This window comes from Rhodanobacter ginsenosidimutans (genome assembly GCF_042655685.1).
Classification (GTDB): domain Bacteria; phylum Pseudomonadota; class Gammaproteobacteria; order Xanthomonadales; family Rhodanobacteraceae; genus Rhodanobacter; species Rhodanobacter ginsenosidimutans.
In genome coordinates this window covers 11,621-34,295 of the sequence record NZ_JBHSMM010000005.1, presented here as the reverse complement: position 1 = coordinate 34,295, position 22,675 = coordinate 11,621, and the positions used below count along the sequence as shown (strand labels likewise).

Genomic DNA, 22,675 nt, shown 5'->3' with positions numbered 1-22,675 from the left:
TTTGTTTTACAGCGTGTACGTTCCAGCGTTGCGAGCCAACTTGGCGTCCCCACGGGGATTCGAACCCCGGTCGCCACCGTGAAAGGGTGGTGTCCTAGGCCTCTAGACGATGGGGACAATTCAAGTTGGTGGAGCCAGGCGGGATCGAACCGCCGACCTCCTGCATGCCATGCAGGCGCTCTCCCAGCTGAGCTATGGCCCCGCCGCTGGAAGCCCGGAAGAATAGGTCCGAGTGTCATATCCGTCAAGCATTTTTTTCACATCGGTGAAGCACGCGAACTGCATTCGGCAACTCGGCCCTCCGGCTTGTGCTTTCGCGAACGAATAGTGAGCGGGTGTTCGTTTAAGCTGGGAAATCCCGCGGCGTTGAAGAGAAGGCATGCACGAAATCGGTTTCATCCGCGACCTGGCCATGGTGATGATCGTGGCCGGTGCCACCACGATCCTGTTCCAGCGTCTGCGGCAGCCTGTATTGCTGGGCTACATCCTCGCCGGCGTGCTGATCGGCCCGCATACCCCGGGTGTGCTGGTGGCGGACCCGCGAGCGATCGAAGACATTTCCAACCTCGGTGTCGTGTTGCTGATGTTCACCCTGGGGCTGGAGTTCAGCGTGCGCAAGTTGCGCCAGGTGGGCGTGGGCGTGCTGGTGGTCGCGGTGGCCGAGGTCGGGTTGATGCTGTGGATCGGCTTCGGCATCGGTGAGTTGTTTGGCTGGAAGGGCATGGACTCGCTGTTCCTGGGCGCAATCATCTCGTTGTCATCGACGATGGTGGCCACCCGCATGCTTTCCGAGGGTGGGCAGCGGCACCACCCGTTTGCGCAGTTGGTGGTGGGCTTGCTGGTGGCAGAGGACATGCTGGCGATCATCATGCTGACCCTGCTGACGGCCGTAGCCATCGGTGGCTCGGTGCAGGCGGAAGCGGCGTTTACGCTGATTGGCCACCTTGGCCTGTTCGTGATCGTGGGCATGATCCTGGGGCTGCTGTTGCTGCCGCGGCTGGTGGATTACGTGGCCGGTTTCGGTCGTGACGAAACCTTGCTGGTCAGCGTGCTGGGCATCTGTTTCGGTGCCAGCCTGCTGGCGGCGTGGATGGGTTTCAGCGTGGCCCTGGGCGCGTTTCTGGCGGGTGCCATCGTGGCGGAATCGCGCAGCGTCGCCCGCGTGATGCATCTGGTCGAGCCGTTGCGCGACATGTTCGCGGCGCTGTTCTTCGTGGCCATCGGTCTGAAGATCGACCCGGCGATGTTGCTGCATTACGTCGTGCCCGCGCTGTTGATCGCCGGCGCGGTGATCCTGGGCAAGACGCTGGCCTGCAGCGTGGGCATTTTCGCCGTCGGTCACGATGCGCGTACCTCGCTGCGCGCCGGCCTGGGGATGGCGCAGATCGGCGAGTTCTCCTTTGTGATCGCCACGTTGGGTTTGTCGCTGGGCGTGATCAGCGACTTCATCTATCCGATCGCCGTGGCGGTGTCGGTGGTGTGCATGGCGGTCTCGCCCTATCTGAACCGTTCGGCCGACAAACTCGCCAACGGACTGACCCGGATAACGCCACGCTCGGCGCGGTTGCTCGCCACCAGTTACAGCGGCTGGCTGGCCAACCTGAAGCCGGTCAATGAGAACGCGGCGCTGGCGGCGATCTTTCGCCGGTTGTTGTGGCATATCGGCATCAACGTGCTGCTGGTGGTCACGCTTTTCATGCTGGGTGCCTACGTCAATGCGCATAACTGGACGTGGTTCTCGATGGTCGGAATCGGGCGCGAATTGCGCCACACACTGATTTGGGCGACGGCATTGTTCCTGTCGCTGCCGATGCTGATCGCGGTGTACCGCAAGGCCGAGGCGCTGGGCATGCTGCTGGCGGAAATCGGCATCAGCGAGCGCTTTACTGGAGCCTATACTCAGCCGATGCGCAACGTGCTGGCGCGGATCATTCCGCTGGTGACTTTGCTGGCGCTGGGGGTGCTGGTCAGTGCGTTGGGTTCGACCATCCTGCCGCCGCGTGGAGTGGCGCTGTCCCTGGCTCTGCTGGGTGTGGTGCTGGCGGTGGTGATGTGGCGCAACCTGGTGCAAATGCACGCGCGCCTGCAGGCGGCGCTGAAGGACACGCTCGACAAGCCGGAACACACACCCTGACCGTGGTGGCGGTCGGCGGCATGTGAAATCGGTGTCATGCCGAATGAACCTTTACCGTTGCCGAAGGTCGGACGTTTGCATCGTTGCCAAGACCGGACAGGAACCGCACAATGCGTGGCCTGCCTCCATCGGGGAGGCCCGGATGGTGACGCCGGCATATTCCATGACGAGGGAGTTTCGAATGAAGCAATTTCTGCGTCCCACGCTGACCGCCACTGCGCTGGTCGTTGCGTTGGGCATGACGTCGAGCGTGTTCGCTCAGGCTGCCGCCGGCGCCGCCGGCACGGTCGACAAGGCCAAAGCCAGCTACGTGATTGGCTACCAGATGGGCGAGCAGGTGCCGCCGATCATGCGCGACGAGCTGGATCCGACCGCCGTTGCCAACGCCGTCAAGGCTGCCATGCTCGGCCAGAAGCCGACCATGACCGACACCGAGGCCAAGCAGGTTCACGACGCGTTCATGGCCAAGATCCAGGCCAAGTACAAGGTCGAAATGGACAAGCTCGGTGCCAAGAACAAGGCTGAAGGCGCCGCGTTCCTGGCCAAGAACAAGTCCAAGCCGGGTGTGAAGACCACGGCTTCCGGCCTGCAGTACGAAGTGATCACCCAGGGTAGCGGCCCGCGCCCGGGCCCGAACGATACGGTCGAGATCAACTACACCGGCAGCTTCATCGACGGCCAGGTGTTCGATGCCTCGTCCAAGCACAACCCGCCGGGCGCCGCCAAGATTCCGCTGGCTGGCGTGATCCCCGGTTTCCGCGAGGGCCTGCAGTTGATGCAGGCGGGTGGCCACTACAAGTTGTACATCCCCTCGACCCTGGCCTATGGCTCGGAGCCGCGTCCGCCGATGCCGCCGAATGCCACGTTGATCTTCGACGTGACGCTGGTCAAGACCGGCCCGACGCCGGCCGGTTCGGGTGCCTCGGGCGGCTGATCGCCTCCGCGATGGCGGCATGGCAAGGGCGCGAAGCGATTCGCGCCCTTTGCTTTTTTCGAGAGGCAACAAGGGTCACGTTGCCGTCGGCAGCCGGCTAGAATAGTCGGCTCGGTTTCAAGGAATTAACTTTGCGATGAAAGTCACGATTTTTGGCACCGGCTATGTAGGCCTGGTAACGGGCGCCTGCCTCGCGGAAATGGGCAACCAGGTGATATGCGTCGATATCGACGCATCGAAAATCGAGCGCCTTCAGCGCGGTGAAGTTCCCATCTACGAGCCGGGCCTGGAGCCCATCGTGCGGTCCAATGGCGCTGAGGGGCGGCTTGGCTTTACCACCGACGCGGTGTCCGCCGTGGCCCATGGCGAGGTCATTTTCATTGCGGTGGGGACGCCGCCGGACGAGGACGGCAGCGCCGACCTTCAATATGTGCTGAGCGTCGCCCGCACCATCGGGGCGCATCTCGACCGGTACGCGGTGGTGGTGAACAAATCCACCGTTCCCGTGGGTACCGCCGACCGGGTGCGCGCCACCATTTCGCAGGTATTGGAATCGCGTGGCGTCGAGGTGCCTTTCGACGTGGTTTCCAACCCCGAGTTCCTGAAGGAAGGGGCTGCGGTGGAGGATTGCCTGAAACCCGACCGCATCATCGTCGGCGCTTCAAGCGAGCGTGCAGTGACGGTGTTGCGCAGCTTGTACGCGCCGTTCAACCGCAGTCACGACCGGATGGTGGTGATGGACGAGCGTTCGGCCGAGCTGACCAAGTACGCCGCCAACGCGATGCTGGCGACCAAGATCAGTTTCATGAATGAGATCGCCAATATTGCCGAGCGGGTCGGTGCCGACGTGGAACTCGTGCGTCAGGGCATCGGCTCCGATCCGCGCATCGGTCACCATTTCATTTACCCGGGCGCCGGTTACGGTGGCTCGTGTTTCCCCAAGGACGTGCAGGCGCTGGAGCGGACCGCGCGCAGCTATGGCTACGACGCACGCCTGCTGGCGGCGGTCGAGGCGGTCAACCACGATCAGAAGGCCAAGCTATTCGAGTTGATCTCGCGCCACTTCGATGGCCAGTTGGCGGGCAAGACGATCGCGCTGTGGGGTTTGGCATTCAAACCCAATACGGACGACATGCGCGAAGCGCCGAGCCGGCGACTGATGGAAGCGTTGTGGCAGGTCGGTGCCAAGGTGCGTGCGTTTGATCCGGAAGCACGGGCTGAAACGGCTCGCCAGTACGGCGAGAGGGACGACCTGGTCCTGTGCGAGCACGCCTACGATGCGCTGCAAGGCGCCGACGTACTGGCCATCGTCACCGAATGGAAGGCGTTCCGCAGTCCCGATTTTTCGCGCATCCGCGGCCTGTTGAAAACCCCGGCCATTTTTGACGGGCGCAACCTCTATGAACCGGCGGCGGTGGAGGCGGCGGGGCTGGCGTATTACGGCATGGGTCGCGGGCGCAGCCTGCAGGTGGCGAAGTGAGCAACGACGGGCTGGAGCAGCGGCTGGCCGAGCTGGAAGTGCGGCTGACCTTCATCGACGACACCGTCGAGGCGCTTGCGGTGGCTGATGCCGATCAGTCGCAGCGCATTGCGGCGCTGGAACGTGCGGTGCGCGAGCTGCGCGGCGAGTTGATGTCGGTACGGCTGGGCCAGGCGCCGGACCCGCACAGCGAGCCGCCACCGCCGCATTATTGATACCGACCGAGATTTCCGACCATGGCCGATTCCCTGCGCGACCAGTTGCTGAAAAGCGGCATCGTCAAACAAGTACGCGAAGAAAAACGCCCCGCTGCCCCATCCGCCAGGCCGTCGCAGAAAGGCAGGCCGTCGAAGCCGCCACGCCACCGCTCACCTGCCGCCGATACCGATGCCGACGGCATCAATCTGGCGCGTGCGTATGCGATGCGGGCGCAGACCGAAGCCAGCGAGCGCAAACGTGCCGAGCAGGAGGCAGCAGAACAGGCGCGTCTGCGGCGCGAGCAGAAGCAGAAGGTCCAGCAGTTGCTGGCGGGGAACGCGCTCAACAAGGCGGATGCCGACCAACCACGCAATTTCGAATATGGCGGCAAGATCCGCCGCATCTACGTCGATGCGGCACAGCTGACGGCGCTCAATGCGGGCGAGCTGGGCGTGGTGCAGCAGGGTGGTCGCTACGTGCTGGTAAGCCGCGACATCGCCGAGCAGGTCAAGGCGGTAGACGCGAGGCAACTGGCGCTGCTGGTCGATCCCGCTGCGGCAGGTGTCGGCGACGATGGCGTGCCCGACGATCTGATGTGGTGAAGCGGCCTGGAACAACCGGCGCGCCGCGCCGGTAATCCAGTCTATGCGTCGGGCATGAGTGCCGCGCTGGCACTGACCGCCAGGGCCGGGTTGTCCCAGCCTTTCTTGGGCATGAAACGTTCGCCGTGGCGTTGCGCCAATTGCTCCAGCTTCTGCTTGAGCTTGTCCACGCCTTCGCTGCGCGCATACTGGATCGGGCCGCCGCGGAACGGCGCGAAGCCGGTGCCGAAGATCACGCCCGCGTCGAGCAGGTCGGCGTCGTCGACCACACCCTCGTCGAGGCAGGCGATCGCCTCGTTCACCATCGGCAGGATCATGCGCTCCTGCAGGTCCGGCGGGGTGGCGTAATCCGGGTCGACTTCGGGTTTTTGCGGCTTGCCGTCCTGCCAGACATACAGGCCCTGGCCATCCTTCTTTCCGCGCTTGCCGGCGCCGAGCCGGTCATCCAGCCCGGGCGGAAGTTCCAGCCCGAGGAACGGCGCCAACTCCTTGCCGACCGAGGCGCAGACATCGAGCCCTACAGTGTCGGCCAGTTCGATCGGGCCCATTGGCATGCCGAATTTCTTCGCCTCGCGATCCAGCACCGGGCCGGGTACGCCCTCGGCATACATGCGCATGGATTCGAGCAGGTACGGCATCAGGATGCGGTTGACCAGGAAGCCCGGCGTGCCCTTTACCGCCACCGGCAATTTGCCGATCGCCTTGCAGAACGCCAGCGCGCGCTTCTCGATCGCCGGATCGAGCCGGTCGTGACGCACCACTTCCACCAGTGGCATCTGCGCGACCGGGTTGAAGAAATGCAGGCCCAGGAAACGCTGCGGCGCGGTCAGCCCTTCACGCAGCTCATTCAACGGAATGCTGGACGTGTTGCTGGCAAGTATTTCATCGCTTTGGAACTGCGGCTCCATCGTGGCGTACAACGCACGTTTGGCGTCGGCGTTCTCGTAGATGGCCTCGATCGCCAGATCGGCTTGCGCGACGCCGCTGCCTTCCACGTCGGCGCGCAGGCGCTGCGCGGCCGCGGCGATTTTCTCCGGCGTCTTGAGCTTTTTCTCGTACAACGCACGGGCGCGGTCCAGCGCAGGCTGCACGTATTTCATCTCGCGATCCTGCAGCGTCACCTGGAAGCCCTTCAACGCCGCCCACGCGGCGATGTCGCCACCCATCACGCCCGCGCCCACCACGTGCACGTGCTCAATGCCGTGCTCGACGCCGGCGCCCTGGTTCTTGAGGCGTTCGCTGAGGAAAAAGATGCGGATGAGGTTTTGCGCCGTCGGCGTTTCGGCCAGCTTGGCGACGGAACGTGCCTCCAGCTTCAGCCGTTGGCGGATATCTGGCCCACCACGCTTCCATACATCGATCAAGGCGAACGGCGCGGGGTAGTGCTCCTTGCGCACTTTCGCGGCCGTCTGCTTCAGCACCATCGGCGCCAGGATCTGGCGCACGGGCCATAGGTTGCTGGCCCAGGCCTTGGCGCGTCGTGCCAGCGGGCGAGCGGAGGGGCGACGCACCATGTGACGCGCCTCGGCCAGCAATTCGTCGGCACTGGCCAGGCGATCGACCACGCCCAGGTTCAGGGCGCGTCGGGCGGACAAGGGTTTGCCTGTCAGCATCAGCGGCAAGGCGTCGGTCGCGCCGATCAGCCGCGGCAAGCGCGCGGTGCCGCCCCAGCCGGGATGGATGCCGAGTTGCACTTCGGGCAGCGCGATGCGGGTTTTTTCGTCGTCGACGGCGATGCGCTGGCGGCAGGCCAGAATCAGTTCGGTGCCGCCGCCCATGCAGGCGCCGTGCACGGCCGCCACCGTGGGGCAGGGCAGGCGCGCCAGCGCTTCATAGATCCGCTGGCCGTTCTCGATGTTCTCCAGCACCGTGCCGCGCCGGGCGTAATCCTTGAACTCGGTAATGTCCGCACCGACGGCGAAGCCGGCGGGCTTGGCGGAATGAATGATCACCCCGGCCGGGTTCTCGATCGCCAGCCGTTCGACGATCTGCCCCAGCTCGTCCAGCACGGCACCCGAAATGGCGTTGACGCTGCTGCCGGCGCGGTCGAGGGCGAGGGTGACGATGCCGCTGTCGTCCTCGTTGGCTTTCCAATGATTGAAGCGTAATCCTTCGAACATGGGATCTGCAGACGTGGTTTGGGAATGTCGAACCTTACCGTTCCATCGCCGTGAATGCGAGACTCATCCCCCGTCGATTCGGGCATCGCCGGACGAAGGGGCGAGGGCGAACGCGGGATCGGTCAAACGTTAATTTTTTGGCGGCGGCTGTCGTCGGCACGGATCCAAAAAAGTGCGTGCGGTGGCTGGGCGATGGCGCGCGCACCGGGCTAGACTTGCGGAGGACCTGGTTGCCGCACCGGCGGGGATATCAATGACGAGACGCATGCTGTGGGCACAATGATCTTGCCGATGGATACTGCATCGTCGCAGGCTGGCACCGAGGTGTTCGAACAGATCCTCGGCGCGTCCAGCGGCCTGGTGCTGCTGCAGAGCGAGGATTGCCCGGGCTTGCTCGAACAGTTCCGCTCGATCGCCCGCCACACCGGGCAGGCGGTCTACCTGTGGCAGCCGGACACCGGCCTGGGCAGTATGCGTGATGCGCACGTGCGCGTTCCCGATTGCCAGCGCCTGGGCAATGCGCTGCGTTTCATGCAGCAAAGCCTGCATTTCGGCGTGTACGTGCTGGTTGGCCTGGAGTTGCCGCTCTCGGCGATGGACGACACCTTGCTGCGTCAACTGGCACGCATGCCGCAGGGCCACCTGCGTCGCGTGGTGCTGGTGAACGCGCCACCCGCGCTGGCCGAGCACCTGGGTACGCTGGCGGTGCACCTGCGCAGCGACGACAGCTCACCGCGTCGGCTGCGTCTTCGCGATGGTCGCTGGCTCATATGAGGGCTTGCGCATGATGGCCGGTGTCCTGATCGTGGCCGAGCAGCGCGAGCTGCGCCGGCTGGTGTTCGACGCGCTCGACCAGGCGGGCTACGCGCAGATCTACAGTGCACGCGACATCACCCATGCGGCCATCCTGCTGGAGGGGCGCCCGCCCTTGCAGTTGATGGTGGTCGTCATCAAGGGTGATGGCGTGCAGGGCCGCGCCTCTTGCGGGCAGCTGCGCCAACTGCCGGCGACCCTCGACGTGCCCTTGATGGTGATAACGACCGACGAGGCACCGCTCCATCCCGATCATTGGCCGGCTGGCACCGTGGACTGGTTGCACGCCTCGCGCGTTACCGCGGAACTGTTGCCGCGCTGGCGCCGGGCCAGCGCCCTTGCTGGCGCGCCCTTGCCGGCGTTGCCGCAGGTGCCGCTGCCGGCACCGGCTGGCGACCGTTATGCGTTCCAGGAAGACGACAGCGAATGGCTGATCGCCGAGTTGTCTGCCACCTGCCCGCTGCTCGAAGTCAGTTCCGCCGTGATCCGGCATAGCCGCCTGCCGGCTGATCATTGGAAGGCACGCCCGCTGTCGCAGGTGCTTTCCTTCGAGGGCGTGACGATCGAGCAGGTGATCACCGAGGCCAATCGACGCTGGTATCCCTGCCAGCGCCGTTCGGCCGAAGGCAGCGATACCGGGCAGGCAAACGCGCGGCTGGTAAGCCACGACGGGCACGATGCGGTGGCGTTGATTTTCCGCAGCGATCGCGCGGATCTGCGCGCCGAGGCGGCGCTGTCGTTGCTGTCGCGCATGTTTGCCTCGACCAATGGCGTCGATGCGCAAACGGCGGCGGCGCGTTTGCTGTTCGATGAACTCGGCCTCGATTACCTCGCGGTCTGGTCGTTGCCTTCCGGGAGCGCCGGCATACCGGTGCAGCAACTACAGTTGTGGAACGGCCCCGAACCAAGCTGGCCGCCGCCTGCGGCGCAGCCTTCGCTGGCCCAGGTATTGGCCGGCGGCACGGTGAACTACAGGCACGATGCGCGCAGCCAGGTGGCCAACGATCCACTGCTGCAGGTGCTGGGCCTGACCGACTTCGCCGGCATGCCGCTGTACGACGAGCGGCATACCGTGCTGGGTGCCATGCTGGCCGGCAGTCGTCGTGGCTTTGGCGCGGCGGGCATCGTCGAACCCGTACTGCATTGTGCCGCGGCGCGGTTCGCGCAAATGCTGGAGCTCGGACTGACTCGCGAGCAGGGCCGCAGCGAAGGTCTGCTCGACGCGCTCACCGGTCTGCCGAACCGCTTGCTGTTCAACGACCGACTGGAAACCATCATCCGCGAGGCGGTTCGCAACGGCGAATGCTTCGCCGTGCTGTTCGTGGATCTGGACCGCTTCAAGGCCGTCAACGACAGTCACGGCCATGCCGCCGGCGATGCCGTGCTTCGCTCGGTATCGCGGCGCCTGTGCGGCAGCGTGCGCGCGTCCGATACGGTGGCGCGCTATGCCGGCGACGAGTTCACCGTGGTGCTGCGCCACATCGTGAAGAACGATGACGTGCTGCGCGTGGCGGAGAAGATCGTGCAGGTGATGGAGACGCCGCTGTACCTCGACGACGGCACCGAGCTGCAGATTACCGTTTCGATGGGCGTGAGCTTTTTCCCGGACGACGCCAGCGACGCCGAGACCCTGCTCAAGCACGCGGACGAGGCGATGTACGCAGCCAAGCACCTGGGCCGCAACAACTTCCAGATCTACGAAGTCAGCCCGGAATACGCGCAGGAGCACGGCATGGCGCTGAAGACGCGCCTGCGCCACGCCGAGGGCAACGGCGAGCTGCGCGTGGTCTACCAGCCGCAGGTGAACACCGAGACCGAGGACATCGTCGGCATGGAGGCGCTGCTGCGCTGGGAGCACCCGGAGCTTGGCACCATCAGCCCCGCGGTGTTCATTCCACTGGCCGAGGAAACGGGCCTGATCGTGTCGATCGGCGAGTGGGTGATGCGCACCGCCTGCCGCCAGGCACGGGAGTGGGAGGAGCGCTACGGCTTGCGCCTGCGCCTTGGCGTCAACCTCTCGGCGGTGCAGTTGATGGAGCCGCGCCTGCTCGACACGGTGGCGAAAGTGCTGATGGATACCGGGCTCGATCCCGACCTGCTGGAGATGGAGGTCACCGAGAGCATCAGCATCAAGGAAGCGCCGAACCTGGTGGAAAACCTGCACGGCCTGCATGAGCTGGGCTGCCACATCGCCATCGACGACTTCGGTACAGGAGCCGCTTCGCTCGACTACCTGCGACGCCTGCCCGCCGACCGGATCAAGATCGACCAGAGCTTCGTGCGCAACATCGGCGTCGACCCGGATGACGAGGCGATCGTGCGCGCCACCATCGAAATGGCGCACCGGCTGAAGCGTGCCGTGGTGGCCGAGGGCGTGGAGATCGAGCAGCACCTGGAATTCCTGCGTGCCCACGGTTGCGACGAGTTGCAAGGCTACCTTTTCTGCCGGCCGGCCACGCCGGTCAGCTTCGGCAACCTGCTGGCCGAGCGGCAGCGGCTGCTGAGCACGCGAGCCACCGAGCCCGCCTGAACGGACGGATGGCGGGGGCCAACGTTTTTTCCACAATCAATCCGGCGCGCGACATTACACTGTGCGGCGCGCAAGCTGAACTTGTGCGGCGGGCGTCGGTCTGAGCTGCGCGTTCGGCTCCTACAGTTTCGCAGCGGATGACGGCATTGATGATGGATACGGCCCGCATGGGCGAAAACGAACTGGACAAGGCGCTGGTTGAGCGCGTCCAGAAAGGGGACAAGGCCGCCTTCGATCTGCTGGTGCGCAAATACCAGCACAAGCTGATCGGGCTGGTATCGCGTTACGTGCGCAGCCATGCCGAATGCGAGGACATCGCCCAGGAAGCGTTCATCCGCGCCTGGCGCGCCATCGGCTCGTTTCGCGGCGACAGCGCGTTCTACACCTGGCTGTACAAGATCGCGGTGAACACCGCCAAGAACCACTTGGTGGCCGCCGGCCGGCGACCGCCCACTGACGACATCGATGCCGATGACGCGGTGTTCATGGCCGGCTCCCAGCGCATGCACGACAACGCCACGCCCGAGCGCGAAATGATGCGCCAGGAAATTGAACAATCGGTGTTCTCCACTGTCCAAGCGTTGCCCGAAGAGCTGCGTACCGCCATAACACTGCGTGAAGTGGATGGCCTCAGCTACGAGGAAATCGCCGAGGCGATGGGCTGTCCGATCGGTACGGTGCGGTCACGCATATTTCGGGCACGTGAAGCGATCGATGAAAAACTGCGGCCACTGTTGTCGGACCGCGAGGACCAGACATGAATCAGGCAGGCATGAACCCGGAACACCGCGAGCAACTCTCGGCCGCCATTGATGGCGAATTGTCGGCGGAGGAGCTGCGCTTTCTGCTGCGTCGCCTCGACCATGACGCCGCGTTGTCGCAGGCGTGGTCGCGGTATCACCTGGCCGGCGATGGCGTCCGGCGGCAAATGCCGCCGCTGGCGTCGGCCGGCTTTGCCGCGCGTGTCATGCGGGCCGTCGAGCGAGAATCGGCCGCGGTTTCGGTGGTACCGGCGGCAGGCGCACGCCGCCATTGGCTGCATTGGTCGGCCGGCGGCGCCATAGCCGCCAGTGTGGCGGTGGCCGCATTGCTGCTGGTGCAACCGGCGGGTGAAACGGGTCGCGTCGAAACCGCCGCGGTCGATTCGGCGGGCGTGACCACATCGTCCGAGCATGCCGCGCTGCCGTCCTCGGCGGTGCCGGCCACGGTTCCACCGTGGTTGAGCGGCAACTCGGCCGAGTTGTACAGCCAGCGCGCGTCGGCCACGCTGGGTGTGCCCGGCGACGGCAATCTGGTGCCATATGCCCGCGACGGGACGCCGATGCATCGCTACCGCACGCTCGACAACCACGACGGCAGCTATCTGCTGTTGCTCGATCCGCAGCAACAGCGCGATACCGCGAACAGTCGCGCATTCCCGCGCTGACCGGTGCCCGCGTGTTGCTCTCCGCGGACTTCCTGTTTTCACGCGTCGCCGGTTCGTGATCCGGCCGACGCGGTTGCTGGCGACCGGTCATGCCCCGACCGGTCGCGTATCCAGCTGTTTGCCCACTCCCAAGGAGGAATCATGAATCGATCCATCTTGCGCGTTGTCGCGTGCCTCGCGCTGACCGGCTTTCCCGCGTTCTTCGCGGTGCAGGCGCAACCGGCCGCTGCTGCGGGCCTGCCTGATTTCACCGGGATCGTTGAAAGGAATGCACCCGCCGTGGTGCATGTCGAGGCGAAATACACTGGCGCGAATGATCGCCGCCGTGGCGTGGTGCCGGGCCCGGGCCAGGCAGATGATCCGCAGGCCGAATTGTTCCGGCGCTTCTTCGGCATGCCGATGATGCCGTCGCCGCAGGAGCAACGGCATACCTCGCTGGGCTCGGGCTTCATCATTTCCGGCGATGGCTACATCCTCACCAACAACCATGTGGTTGAAGGCGCGGACAAGGTCAATGTGCGATTGCAGGACCGGCGCACGCTGACCGCCAAGGTCGTCGGCACCGATCCGACGTATGACATCGCGCTGCTGAAGGTCGACGCGGGCGGCAAGTTGCCGACGGTGAACATCGGTGATTCGCGCAGCTTGAAGCCCGGCCAGTGGGTGCTGGCGATCGGCTCGCCGTTCGGCTTCGACTACACCGTGACGCAAGGCATCGTCAGCGCAGTGGGCCGCAACCTGGGCCAGCGCGACCAGCCGTACACCTCGTTCATCCAGACCGACGTGCCGATCAACCGCGGCAATTCCGGCGGCCCGCTGTTCGATCTCGCCGGCGCCGTAGTGGGTGTGAACTCGCAGATCTATTCCAACACCGGTGACTACCTGGGTGTGTCGTTCTCGATCCCGATCGACGTGGCGATGAACGCCGTGCAGCAGATCAAGAGCAAGGGCTACGTGTCGCGCGGCATGCTGGGCGTGATGGTGCAGCGGGTCGACGACGACATGGTCAAGGCGTTAAAGCTGGACAACGGCGTTGGCGCGGCGGTGGCGGCGGTGACGCCCGACAGTGGCGCGGAGAAGGCCGGCGTGCAGCCTGGCGACATCATCCTGACGTACAACGGCCACGTGCTGCAGCAGGCTGCTGATCTGCCACCGCTGGTCGGCATGACCAAGCCAGGCACCACGGTTCCGATGGAGATCCTGCGCAACGGCAAGAGGCAGACGCTCAAGGTCACCATCAGCGAGGCCGAGCGCGACAAGAACGCGGTAGGTGCAAGCACTGGCGGCCCGTCGTCCGCCAGCAGTGGCTCGGCGGCACTGGGCCTGACCGTACAGCCGCTGGACAACGACACCCGCAAGCAATTGGGGCTGAAGTCGGGGCAGGGCGTGGTGATCGGCGAGATTACCGGTCCGGTGGCGGCGCAGGCCGGGTTGCGTGCGGGTGACGTCATCCTGATGGTCAACCAGAAACGGATCGGCACGGTTGGCGAATTCCATGACGCCACCAAGGACGTGAAGCCCGGCAGCACGGCCTTGCTGCTGGTGCGTCGCGGCGAGCAGAGCAACTTCGTGGGGTTGACCGTGCCCGACGGGAAATAAGCGCCACGTTCCACCGCTTTCACGCGCGGGCGCCATCCGACCGGTGGCGCCCGTCGCGTTTTCCACGCTGGCAGATGCCGGTTCCATGCGATAATGCCGGGTTCGCGCCGCCATACCGGCGACGCGCGCCTGCGCTCCCCGCATGGCGACAAATCCCCTCGTTCGGCAGGCCAGCAGCGTTCCATGGAATTGATTCGCAACTTCTCCATCATTGCCCACATCGATCACGGCAAGTCGACGCTGGCCGATCGCATCATCCATCTCTGTGGCGGCCTGGCCGACCGCGAGATGGAAGCCCAGGTGCTGGACAACAACCCGATCGAACGCGAACGCGGCATCACCATCAAGGCACAATCGGTATCGCTGCCGTACACCGCGCGGGATGGCAAAACCTATCAGTTGAATTTCATCGACACGCCGGGCCACGTCGATTTCTCCTACGAAGTCAGCCGCTCGCTGGCGGCGTGCGAGGGCGCGCTGCTGGTGGTCGATGCGGCGCAGGGCGTCGAGGCGCAGTCGGTGGCCAACTGCTACACCGCGGTGGAGCAGGGGCTGGAAGTGATTCCGGTGCTGAACAAGATCGACCTGCCCACGGCCGACGTGGAAAAGGTGAAGGGCGAGATCGAGGCTGTCATCGGCATCGACGCCACGGACGCGGTGGCGGTCAGCGCCAAGACGGGGCTCAATGTGGTTGAGGTGCTGGAGGCGATCATCGCCCGCATCCCGCCACCCAAGCCGCGCGACACCGATCGGCTGCAGGCGCTGATCATCGACTCCTGGTTCGACAACTACCTGGGCGTGGTGTCGCTGGTGCGCGTGATGCAGGGCGAGATCAAGCCCGGCGACAAGCTGCTGGTGATGTCCACGGGGCGTAGCCACGAAGTGGGCGAGGTCGGTGTGTTCACGCCCAAGCGCAAGAAGCTGGCCAAGCTGGGTGCCGGTGAGGTGGGCTGGATCAACGCCTCGATCAAGGACGTGCACGGCGCGCCGGTGGGCGACACCCTGACCCATGCCGGCAAGCCCGCTGACAAGGCATTGCCCGGTTTCCAGCACATGCAGCCGCGCGTGTTCGCCGGCCTGTTTCCCGTGTCGTCGGATGACTACCCCGCGCTGCGCGAGGCGCTGGACAAATTGCGCCTGAACGACGCGGCGATGTTCTTCGAGCCCGAGTCGTCCGAGGCGATGGGCTTCGGTTTCCGCTGCGGCTTCCTCGGCATGCTGCACATGGAAATCGTGCAGGAGCGGCTGGAGCGCGAATACGACCTGGACCTGATCACCACCGCGCCCACCGTGGTCTACGAAGTGCTGAAAAGCGACGGCACCACGATGCTGCTGGACAACCCGGCCAAGCTGCCCACCAACACCAGCCTGATCCAGGAAATCCGCGAGCCGATCATCGTGGCCAACATCCTCACCCCGCCCGACTACATCGGCAACGTGATCACCCTGTGCGAGGAAAAGCGCGGCGTGCAGCGCTCGATCCAGTACCTGGCCACCCAGGTGCAGATCAGCTACGAGTTGCCGCTGGCCGAAGTGGTGATGGATTTCTTCGACCGGCTGAAGTCCGTCTCGCGCGGCTACGCCTCGATGGACTATCAGTTCGAGCGTTTCGAGGCCGGTCCCTTCGTGCGCACCGATGTGCTGATCAACGGCGATCGTGTCGATGCGCTGAGCCTGATCCTGCATCGCAGCCATGCCGACCGCAAAGGCCGCGAGCTGGTCGAGCGGATGAAGGACCTGATCCCCCGCCAGCAGTTCGACGTGGCGATCCAGGCGGCCGTCGGCGCGCAGATCATTGCGCGCTCCACCGTCAAGGCGCTTCGCAAGAACGTGCTGGCCAAATGCTACGGTGGCGACGTCAGCCGCAAGAAGAAATTGCTGGAAAAGCAGAAAGAAGGCAAAAAGCGCATGAAGCAGGTCGGGCGGGTGGACATTCCGCAGGAAGCTTTCCTTGCCGTGCTGAAAGTGGATAAATAGTTTGGTCGGGAATGGAGAATCGGGAATCGGGAATCGCAAGAGCTTGCCGCTCCGATTCCCGATTCCCGATTCCCGATTCCCGGCTCCCCAAGGAGCCCCACATGGAATTTGATTTCTCGGCGATCCTGCTCGGCCTCACCGTCCTGTTTGGCGTGGTGTGGGGGCTTGATCGGCTGTTTTTGTACAAGCAGCGCAAGGCGCGGCTCGATGCCGCGGGTACGGAATACAGCGACCCGGTACCGGTGGACTGGGCGCGCTCGCTGTTCCCGGTGGTGCTGGTGGTGTTGCTGCTGCGCACGTTCGTGGCCGAGCCGTTCCGGATTCCGTCCGGCTCGATGATGCCCACGCTGGATGTGGGCGATTTCATCCTGGTCAACAAGTTTGCCTACGGCCTGCGCCTGCCTGCGTTCAACAACAAGGTCGTGGACCTGGGCGAGCCGCAACGTGGTGATGTGGTGGTGTTCCGCTTCCCCGGTTTCCTGTGTGACGACGGCACCGGCAAGCTGATCCGCAGCGGCGATCCGGGCTGCAGCGATCCCCACGCGAAGGTGCCCAGCCAGAACTGGATCAAGCGCGTGGTGGGCCTGCCGGGCGACTCCATCGAAGTGCATGGCGCCGATCTGCTGATCAACGGCAAGCCGGTGCAGGCCGAGGAGATCGGCCCGTACACGGGCAACCCGCAGCGCGCGGAGGACCGCCTGATGCTGGACATGGGCGCCACCGTCTGGAAGGAGCACCTGGGCAAGGTCAACCACATGATCGCGCGCATGCCGGCCTACAACATTCCCAACCCGATCCCCAACGCCAAGGTGCCCTCGAAGGTGCCGGAAGGTTGCTACGTGGTGATGGGTGACAATCGCAACAACAGCGAGGACAGCCGCTGGTGGGGCTGCATGCCGGAGAAGAACCTGGCCGGCAAGGCGTTCCTGATCTGGATGAGCTGGAAGGGCTGGGGTACCGGTGGCGTGGACTTTTCCCGTATCGGCACGGTCATTCATTGATCGGTGCCCCGGATTCGGACGTGCCATTGGTGCGAGAATTCGCCGGCATCGCCGATCCCGGCGAGCATTGGGGTTTCGGACTGGCATATCGGGCAGGCAAGCCGCGCAGGCGGCATAGCGAGGGGACTATGAAATCGAGGCAATCGGGCATCACCCTGATCGGGTTCCTGGTGATTCTGGCCGTGGTGGGCTTTCTGGGTTACATGGCGATGCGGCTGGCACCGTCGTACAGCGAGTACATGGGCGTGGAGAAGGCGATGACGCAGATCTCCACCTCTGGCGTCGATGGCAAATCGCTGGACGACCTTCGCCGCGAACTGATGTTCAAGATGAACTTCCAGTACGTCGACGACGCCACCATCCAGCCGTCCGACATCACCCTGGTGCGCGACCGCGACGGCGGCCCGACCCAGTTGCGGGTGGCCTACGAGAAGGTCGTGCCATTCATGTACAACATCGATTTCCTGCTGCACTTCGACAAGAGCGTGCCGCTGCAGGGCAATCCGAACCAGTAACCGGCCAGCGCATCCCTTGGAATTCAATTACCGTTTTCGCGATCGTTCGCTGGCCGAGTTGGCGTTGACCCATCGCAGCATGGGCAAGCCCAACAACGAGCGGCTGGAGTTTCTGGGCGACGCCTTGCTGGGTGCGATCGTCGCCGAAATGCTGTTCGAGGCGCACCCCAAGGCCAGCGAAGGCGAGCTGTCGCGGTTGCGTGCGCAACTGGTCAGCGGCCAGGCGTTGGCCGTGGTGGCGCGTGAATTGTCGTTGGGCGACGAGTTGAAGCTGGGCACCGGCGAGTTGAAGACGGGCGGCTTCCGCCGCGAGTCGATCCTTGCCGATGCGTTCGAGGCGATGGTGGCTGCCGTGTACATGGACGGCGGTTTCGACGCATGCCGTGAAACCGTGCGTGGTCTCTTCGGTGAACGCATCGCGGCCTTGCGCCGGTCATCCAAGGACGCCAAGACACGCCTGCAGGAATGGCTGCAGGCCGGCGGTTGGCCGCTGCCGAATTACGAGCTCGTCGCCAGCCACGGCGAAGACCACGCCAAAACCTTCGATATCCGCTGCAGCGTCAGCGAGCCGATGGCATTGGTTGCCGAAACCACCGGCCCCAGCCGTCGCGGCGCCGAGCAGGACGCCGCCGAGATCGTGCTGGCGCAATTGCTGGATGGGCAGCGCAAAGCCTGATCCGCGTTTTCACCATCCCCCCGGAATCCGCTCCACCGCCGCACCATCGCGTGGCGGCGGCTGCCATTTCCTTTGGCGACAAGGCATTACACTTGCCGTCCAACTTGCCGAGCACTCTGTCATGAACCACGAACTGGATCCCGCCGCCGACCTGCCGCACGAGAATTATCGCTGCGGCACGGTGGCCCTGGCCGGCCGGCCGAACGTGGGCAAGTCCACCTTGCTCAACGCGTTGATCGGCTTTCGGCTATCCATCATCAGCCCGCGGCCGCAGACCACCCGCCACCGCATCCTCGGCATCAACACCACCGAGGCGGGCCAGATCATGTACGTGGACACGCCGGGCCTGCATCGCGGTGCCAAGCGCGCCATGAACCGCAGCTTGAACCGCGCCGCGCGCTCGGCGATCAGCGATGTCGACCTGGTGGTGCAACTGATCGAAGCCGGCCGCTGGACCGACGAGGACGAAGCGCTGTACGCCGCGCTGGTCGAGCAAACCACGCCGCGGCTGCTGGTGATCAACAAAGTCGACCTCAACAAGGACAAGACGGTGATGCTGCCGTTCGTGGCCGAGCTGGTGGCCAAGCACACTTACGACGAGATCCATTACGTCAGCGCGCTGAAGGAGCAGGGCCTGAAGGAGCTGGAGCAGGCCATCCTGAAACGCCTGCCGATCCAGCCGCCGGTGTACGGCGAGGATGAGGTCACCGACCGCAGCGAACGCTTCCTGGCGGCCGAAATGGTGCGCGAGCAGTTGATGCTGCGGCTGGATCAGGAGCTGCCGTACGCCACCACGGTGGAGATCGAACGGTTCGAGGATCGCCCCGACGGCATCGCCGAAATCCACGCCATCATCTGGGTCGAACGCGACGGCCAGAAAGCCATCGTGATCGGCAACGGCGGCGCCCAGCTCAAATCCATCGGCAGCAGCGCCCGCCGCCACATGGAGCGCATGTTCGAACGCAAGGTGTTCCTGAAGCTGTGGGTGAAGGTGCGCGAAGGCTGGGTCGACGACGACAACATGCTGCGCAAGTTCGGGTATACCGATTGAGGCCGGGAATCGGGAATGGAGAATAGGGAATGGGAAAAGCTTTGCTCTAACGATTCCCTATTCTCCATTCCCTATTCCCACCCAAAGCCATGCGCCTCGAACTGCAACCCGCCTACGTCCTGCATTCGCGCCCGTACCGGGAGACGTCGCTGTTGCTGGAATGCCTGACCCGCGATCAGGGGCGGTTGGGTGTGGTGGCGCGTGGGGTGCGGGGGGAGAAGACGCGTTTGCGCCGGGCGCAACTGGAGCCGTTCCAGCCGCTGGCGATGGGGTTGCTGCTGCGCGGCGAGTTGGCCACGCTGACGTCGGTGGAAACCACGGGTACGCCGCTGCGGCTAATCGGGAATGCCGGGCTGGCGGGGCTTTATCTCAACGAACTGGTCGTACGCCTCAGTGAGCGGCAGGACCCTTCGAGCGCGTTGTTCGATGCCTACGCCCTGGCGCTGCAGCGGCTGGCCACGGATGAGTCGCTGGCCTGGAGCCTGCGCCGCTTCGAGCGCGACTTGCTGCAGGCGATGGGTTACGCCCTGCAGCTGGAGCACGATGCGGAAACGGGTGAGCTGCTGGAGCCGCAGGCGCATTACGAATACCGGGTCGAACAGGGCGCGGTGGCGAGCCTGCCGGGTCGCAGGCATGTCCTGCGTGGCAGCGACCTGCTGGCGCTGGCGCACGACCGCATGCCGGACGACGAAGGGCTGAAAGCGTTGCGCGGCATGATGCGCGAGGTGATCCGCTTTCATCTCGGTGGCGGCGAGTTGCGCGCCTGGCGAGTGCTCGGTGGCACCACCTCGTGGCGCTGATGGCCGGGGTCAGGCATCCAGCGCCAGCAGGGTCGCGTCCAGTGCCCGGTTGAAGCGCTGCAGGCTTGGCGCGATGTCCATGGACGCGTGGGCGAGCGCTTCCTGCAACGCCACGGTTTCGGTCGACAGCATGGCGGCGCCACAAAACCCGCAGGACGACCGCAACCGATGCAGCCGTTCGGCAAGCGCGATGCGGTCGACGTCCATGTTCGCGAGCTCGTCCTTGAGCCGCTCCAGTTCTCCCCGCAACAACCCGCGCAGCGCCTGCATGGTGACCGGGTCGCCGCTGGCAAGCAGGCCGGCCTGATCGTCAAGCGGTGGGGCTGGGTGGTTCGCCAGCGATCCCAGCAACCGTTGCAGGTCCACCAGCTTGCAGGGCTTGACGAGTACCTCGGCGAAACCGGCCATCAGCAACGCGGAGCGTTCGCTGGGCGCCATCTCGGCACTGCTTGCCACCGCGATGGCGTGCCGCGAGCGGGCCCGCGCATCCGATCGCAGCGTCGACAGAATCTGCAGCGCCCCCGCGCCCGGCATGCGGCAATCCAGCAACAGCAGGTCGAAAGCCCGGTCGCGGGCCAGCGCCAGCGCCTCGATGCCGTCGGCGCAGGTGACCACGCGGGCATCCAGCCGGCCCATGCCGTCCGCCAGAAAGCGACGGCTGGCCGGGTCGTCGTCCGCTACCAGCACATCCACGCCGGTGGCGTGAAACGGGAATGAAGACGGGGCGGTGACGGTGGCGGCCATGACGAAATCCATATCGTTCAGCTGAGTTTGGCAGAATGGCCCGACATGCGTTTTTCATCAAGCCATCTTCTGCTGGTTTTTTGCCTGCTGTTTCTTGCCGGCGGCTGGGCTGCGCCCGCGCGTGCGGATGTGGTCTTCGCGGCCCGTTCCATCAGCGTGCCGGGGGTGAAGCTGTCGACGGTAACGGTGCGTCTCAGCGATCGTGCCGATGGCGGCATCCACCTGCAGTTGAGCGCGAAGCAGGCGGATGTGGCGGCCATGGGCTGGCGCAAGGTTGGCCTGGCGCTGGATGGCGACCTGCAGCGCGACGCGCGCATGCGCTGGGTTCTGGATGGCCAGCTGCAATTGCGTGGCGCCCCGGGCGGCGCGCTGGGCGATGCCACGCTGCGGCTGGTCACCAGCGAAACCACCAACACCATCCAGGTCGACATCGAACAGGGCAAGGCAAAGGCCAGCGCCGCGTTGCCGCTGGATCAACCCACTCACGCGCAGATCACGCTTACCCAGTTGCCCGCCACCTGGCTGCAGGGTTTGTTGGGTACCGTGTGGTCCGGGAGGCCTACCGGCGGCCGGCTGGATGCCGAGCTGGCGCTGGATGTGCGTGATAGCGGTCTGCAATCCTCCGGCCAGTTCAGTCTGGCCGGCGTGGGCTTCGACACTCCCACCGGCACGCTGGCTGCCGAGGGCCTGGGTGGCTCGGGCCGGTTCGGGTTGGACACGACGAGAGTGCCCTCGCGCATCGACCTGGACGCCAACCTGCGCGGCGGCGAATTGCTGCTGGGGCCAATCTACGCCAGCCTGCCGGATCATCCGGTACAACTGGGGTTGAACGCCACCGCCCAGCAAGGCGCCTTCGCGCTGGAGCATCTACGCGTGAACGACGCCGATGCCCTGCAACTGGAGGGCGCGCTCGCTTTCGACGCGAAGGGCGAATTGAAGCAACTCAAGCTCGACCGGCTGCATGCGGCGTTTCCGGCCGCCTACGAACGCTACGGCCGTGCGTGGCTGGCCACGATGGGTTTGCGCGATGTGCAGTTGAGCGGGCAGTTGAACGCCAGCGTGGACATGCGCGCGAACGGCTTGCGCGCCTTCGCCTTCACCACCGACGGGCTGGATCTGGCCGAGGCGGATGGTCGCATCAGCGTGAACGACCTGCGCGGTGGACTGGACTGGGTCGCATCGGGCGATCGTCCCGCCACGACACTGCAATGGAAGGGCTTCAAGTTCTATCGACTGCCGGTGGGCGGCACGCAATCGCGCTGGCAAAGCCGCAACGGCGCGCTGGCGCTGCAGCAGCCCATCGACATGGCCTTGCTGCAAGGCCAGTTGCATCTGGGCGAATTCAGCTGGCGCCCGGCCGCGGCCAGCGGGCAACGGCTGTCGACCGCGCTCAACGTGACCGGGGTCGATATGGCCGCCTTCAGCCAGACCATGGGCTGGCCGAAATTCCCCGGCACCTTGGGCGGCGCCATTCCCTCGCTGAAATGGGTGGATGACCGGGTCGAGCTGGCCGGTGGACTGTCGGTGAATTTGTTTGGCGGATTTGCCGACATCACCGATCTTTCGCTGCAGCAGCCGTTCGGCAACAGCCCGGTGCTTGCCGCCGACATCAAGCTGAGCCAGCTCGACCTGGGCGCCATCACCAGCGTTTTCGACTTCGGCAGCATCACCGGCAAGCTCGACGGATCGATCGACGACCTGCGCCTGGTCAACTGGCAGCCGGTGGCCTTCAAGGCACGGTTGCTGGCCGGTGACGGTGGCCGCATCAGCCAGCGCGCGGTGAACAACCTCACGTCCGTCGGTGGCGGTGGCATCGCCGCCGGCTTGCAGGGCGCGGTGCTGAAGCTGTTCAAGACCTTCGGCTACAAGCGCATCGGCCTCAATTGCACCTTGCAGGGATCGGTCTGCCGGATGAGCGGCCTTGAGCGCGAACAGGGCGGATACACTATCGTGGAAGGCAGTGGTTTGCCGCGATTGCAGGTGATCGGCCACCAGGCCGAGGTCGACTGGCCCACCCTGGTCCGCCGCCTGAAGGAAGCCATCGCCGGCAATGCCCCGGAAATCCGCTGATGCTT

The 22,675-nt window shown here is 65.0% G+C and carries 19 protein-coding genes and 2 tRNA genes; 17 read left to right on the top strand and 4 right to left on the bottom strand.

The genetic code is table 11. The annotated features are described in order from the left end of the window. Positions 1–41: 41 nt before the first annotated feature. Both ACFPK0_RS14620 and ACFPK0_RS14615 read right to left on the bottom strand, forming a co-directional pair. Positions 42–117, bottom strand: a tRNA-Glu gene (locus ACFPK0_RS14620). Positions 118–126: 9 nt separating this feature from the next. Further along, a tRNA-Ala gene (locus ACFPK0_RS14615) sits at positions 127–202 on the bottom strand. 177 nt (positions 203–379) lie between these two features. Between ACFPK0_RS14615 and ACFPK0_RS14610 the strand changes: the two genes are divergently transcribed. The 5 genes from ACFPK0_RS14610 (at position 380) to ACFPK0_RS14590 (ending at position 5,348) form a co-directional block, all read left to right on the top strand. Next, the gene (locus ACFPK0_RS14610; protein ID WP_377341804.1) at positions 380–2,134 is read left to right on the top strand and encodes a cation:proton antiporter; all 1,755 of its coding nucleotides are present in this window, start codon (positions 380–382) and stop codon (positions 2,132–2,134) included. A gap of 181 nt (positions 2,135–2,315) precedes the next feature. After that, complete coding sequence (locus tag ACFPK0_RS14605; RefSeq protein ID WP_377341802.1) at positions 2,316–3,068, top strand: FKBP-type peptidyl-prolyl cis-trans isomerase N-terminal domain-containing protein; 753 nt, start codon at positions 2,316–2,318, stop codon at positions 3,066–3,068. Between the two features lie 136 nt (positions 3,069–3,204). Then, positions 3,205–4,548: a UDP-glucose dehydrogenase family protein gene (locus ACFPK0_RS14600; protein WP_377341800.1), complete on the top strand. Its 1,344-nt coding sequence runs from the start codon at positions 3,205–3,207 to the stop codon at positions 4,546–4,548. Further along, on the top strand, positions 4,545–4,763 hold the full coding sequence (locus ACFPK0_RS14595; protein ID WP_056078561.1) for a SlyX family protein: 219 nt from the start codon (positions 4,545–4,547) through the stop codon (positions 4,761–4,763). Before ACFPK0_RS14600 ends, ACFPK0_RS14595 begins: the two co-directional genes overlap by 4 nt. A gap of 21 nt (positions 4,764–4,784) precedes the next feature. Next, positions 4,785–5,348 carry a DUF2058 domain-containing protein gene (locus tag ACFPK0_RS14590; RefSeq protein WP_377341798.1) on the top strand — a complete coding sequence of 188 codons (564 nt, stop codon included), beginning with the start codon at positions 4,785–4,787 and terminating at the stop codon, positions 5,346–5,348. A 41-nt stretch (positions 5,349–5,389) separates the two neighbouring features. On the opposite strand, the gene ACFPK0_RS14585 is transcribed toward ACFPK0_RS14590, so the two are convergent. After that, positions 5,390–7,468 (bottom strand): 3-hydroxyacyl-CoA dehydrogenase NAD-binding domain-containing protein, encoded by a 2,079-nt coding sequence (locus ACFPK0_RS14585; RefSeq protein WP_377341796.1) that lies wholly within the window; start codon positions 7,466–7,468, stop codon positions 5,390–5,392. A 291-nt stretch (positions 7,469–7,759) separates the two neighbouring features. On the opposite strand from ACFPK0_RS14585, the gene ACFPK0_RS14580 reads away from it, so the two are divergent. The 11 genes from ACFPK0_RS14580 to recO all read left to right on the top strand — a co-directional run bounded on the left by ACFPK0_RS14580 (position 7,760) and on the right by recO (position 19,856). After that, a complete protein-coding gene (locus ACFPK0_RS14580; RefSeq protein ID WP_235577482.1) occupies positions 7,760–8,242 on the top strand; it encodes a mutator mutT family protein in 483 nt (160 codons plus the stop codon). 10 nt (positions 8,243–8,252) lie between these two features. Continuing rightward, positions 8,253–10,811 carry a bifunctional diguanylate cyclase/phosphodiesterase gene (locus ACFPK0_RS14575; RefSeq protein WP_056078569.1) on the top strand — a complete coding sequence of 853 codons (2,559 nt, stop codon included), beginning with the start codon at positions 8,253–8,255 and terminating at the stop codon, positions 10,809–10,811. A gap of 167 nt (positions 10,812–10,978) precedes the next feature. Continuing rightward, positions 10,979–11,572, top strand: a complete 594-nt coding sequence (rpoE, locus tag ACFPK0_RS14570) for an RNA polymerase sigma factor RpoE (RefSeq protein ID WP_200945315.1) — start codon at positions 10,979–10,981, stop codon at positions 11,570–11,572. Next, complete coding sequence (locus tag ACFPK0_RS14565; RefSeq protein WP_377341793.1) at positions 11,569–12,237, top strand: sigma-E factor negative regulatory protein; 669 nt, start codon at positions 11,569–11,571, stop codon at positions 12,235–12,237. Before rpoE ends, ACFPK0_RS14565 begins: the two co-directional genes overlap by 4 nt. A gap of 141 nt (positions 12,238–12,378) precedes the next feature. Beyond that, positions 12,379–13,836, top strand: coding sequence for a Do family serine endopeptidase (locus ACFPK0_RS14560; protein WP_377341791.1), 1,458 nt, complete (start codon positions 12,379–12,381; stop codon positions 13,834–13,836). 183 nt (positions 13,837–14,019) lie between these two features. After that, positions 14,020–15,813: a translation elongation factor 4 gene (gene lepA, locus ACFPK0_RS14555; protein ID WP_056080845.1), complete on the top strand. Its 1,794-nt coding sequence runs from the start codon at positions 14,020–14,022 to the stop codon at positions 15,811–15,813. A 101-nt stretch (positions 15,814–15,914) separates the two neighbouring features. Then, positions 15,915–16,814, top strand: coding sequence for a signal peptidase I (gene lepB, locus ACFPK0_RS14550; RefSeq protein WP_056078578.1), 900 nt, complete (start codon positions 15,915–15,917; stop codon positions 16,812–16,814). A 128-nt stretch (positions 16,815–16,942) separates the two neighbouring features. Continuing rightward, positions 16,943–17,329 carry a DUF4845 domain-containing protein gene (locus tag ACFPK0_RS14545; RefSeq protein ID WP_056078581.1) on the top strand — a complete coding sequence of 129 codons (387 nt, stop codon included), beginning with the start codon at positions 16,943–16,945 and terminating at the stop codon, positions 17,327–17,329. Positions 17,330–17,345: 16 nt separating this feature from the next. Next, entirely contained in the window at positions 17,346–18,005 is a 660-nt protein-coding gene (rnc, locus tag ACFPK0_RS14540) for a ribonuclease III (protein WP_377341788.1), read from the top strand. Positions 18,006–18,126: 121 nt separating this feature from the next. Then, positions 18,127–19,056, top strand: a complete 930-nt coding sequence (era, locus tag ACFPK0_RS14535) for a GTPase Era (RefSeq protein WP_377341786.1) — start codon at positions 18,127–18,129, stop codon at positions 19,054–19,056. An 89-nt stretch (positions 19,057–19,145) separates the two neighbouring features. Next, positions 19,146–19,856 (top strand): DNA repair protein RecO, encoded by a 711-nt coding sequence (gene recO, locus ACFPK0_RS14530; protein ID WP_377341784.1) that lies wholly within the window; start codon positions 19,146–19,148, stop codon positions 19,854–19,856. A 9-nt stretch (positions 19,857–19,865) separates the two neighbouring features. Here recO and ACFPK0_RS14525 read toward each other — a convergent pair whose 3' ends face one another. After that, complete coding sequence (locus ACFPK0_RS14525; protein WP_377341782.1) at positions 19,866–20,600, bottom strand: response regulator; 735 nt, start codon at positions 20,598–20,600, stop codon at positions 19,866–19,868. 45 nt (positions 20,601–20,645) lie between these two features. Here ACFPK0_RS14525 and ACFPK0_RS14520 point away from each other — a divergent pair, with 45 nt between their 5' ends. Then, positions 20,646–22,670 (top strand): AsmA family protein, encoded by a 2,025-nt coding sequence (locus tag ACFPK0_RS14520; protein WP_377341780.1) that lies wholly within the window; start codon positions 20,646–20,648, stop codon positions 22,668–22,670. Positions 22,671–22,675: the final 5 nt, after the last annotated feature.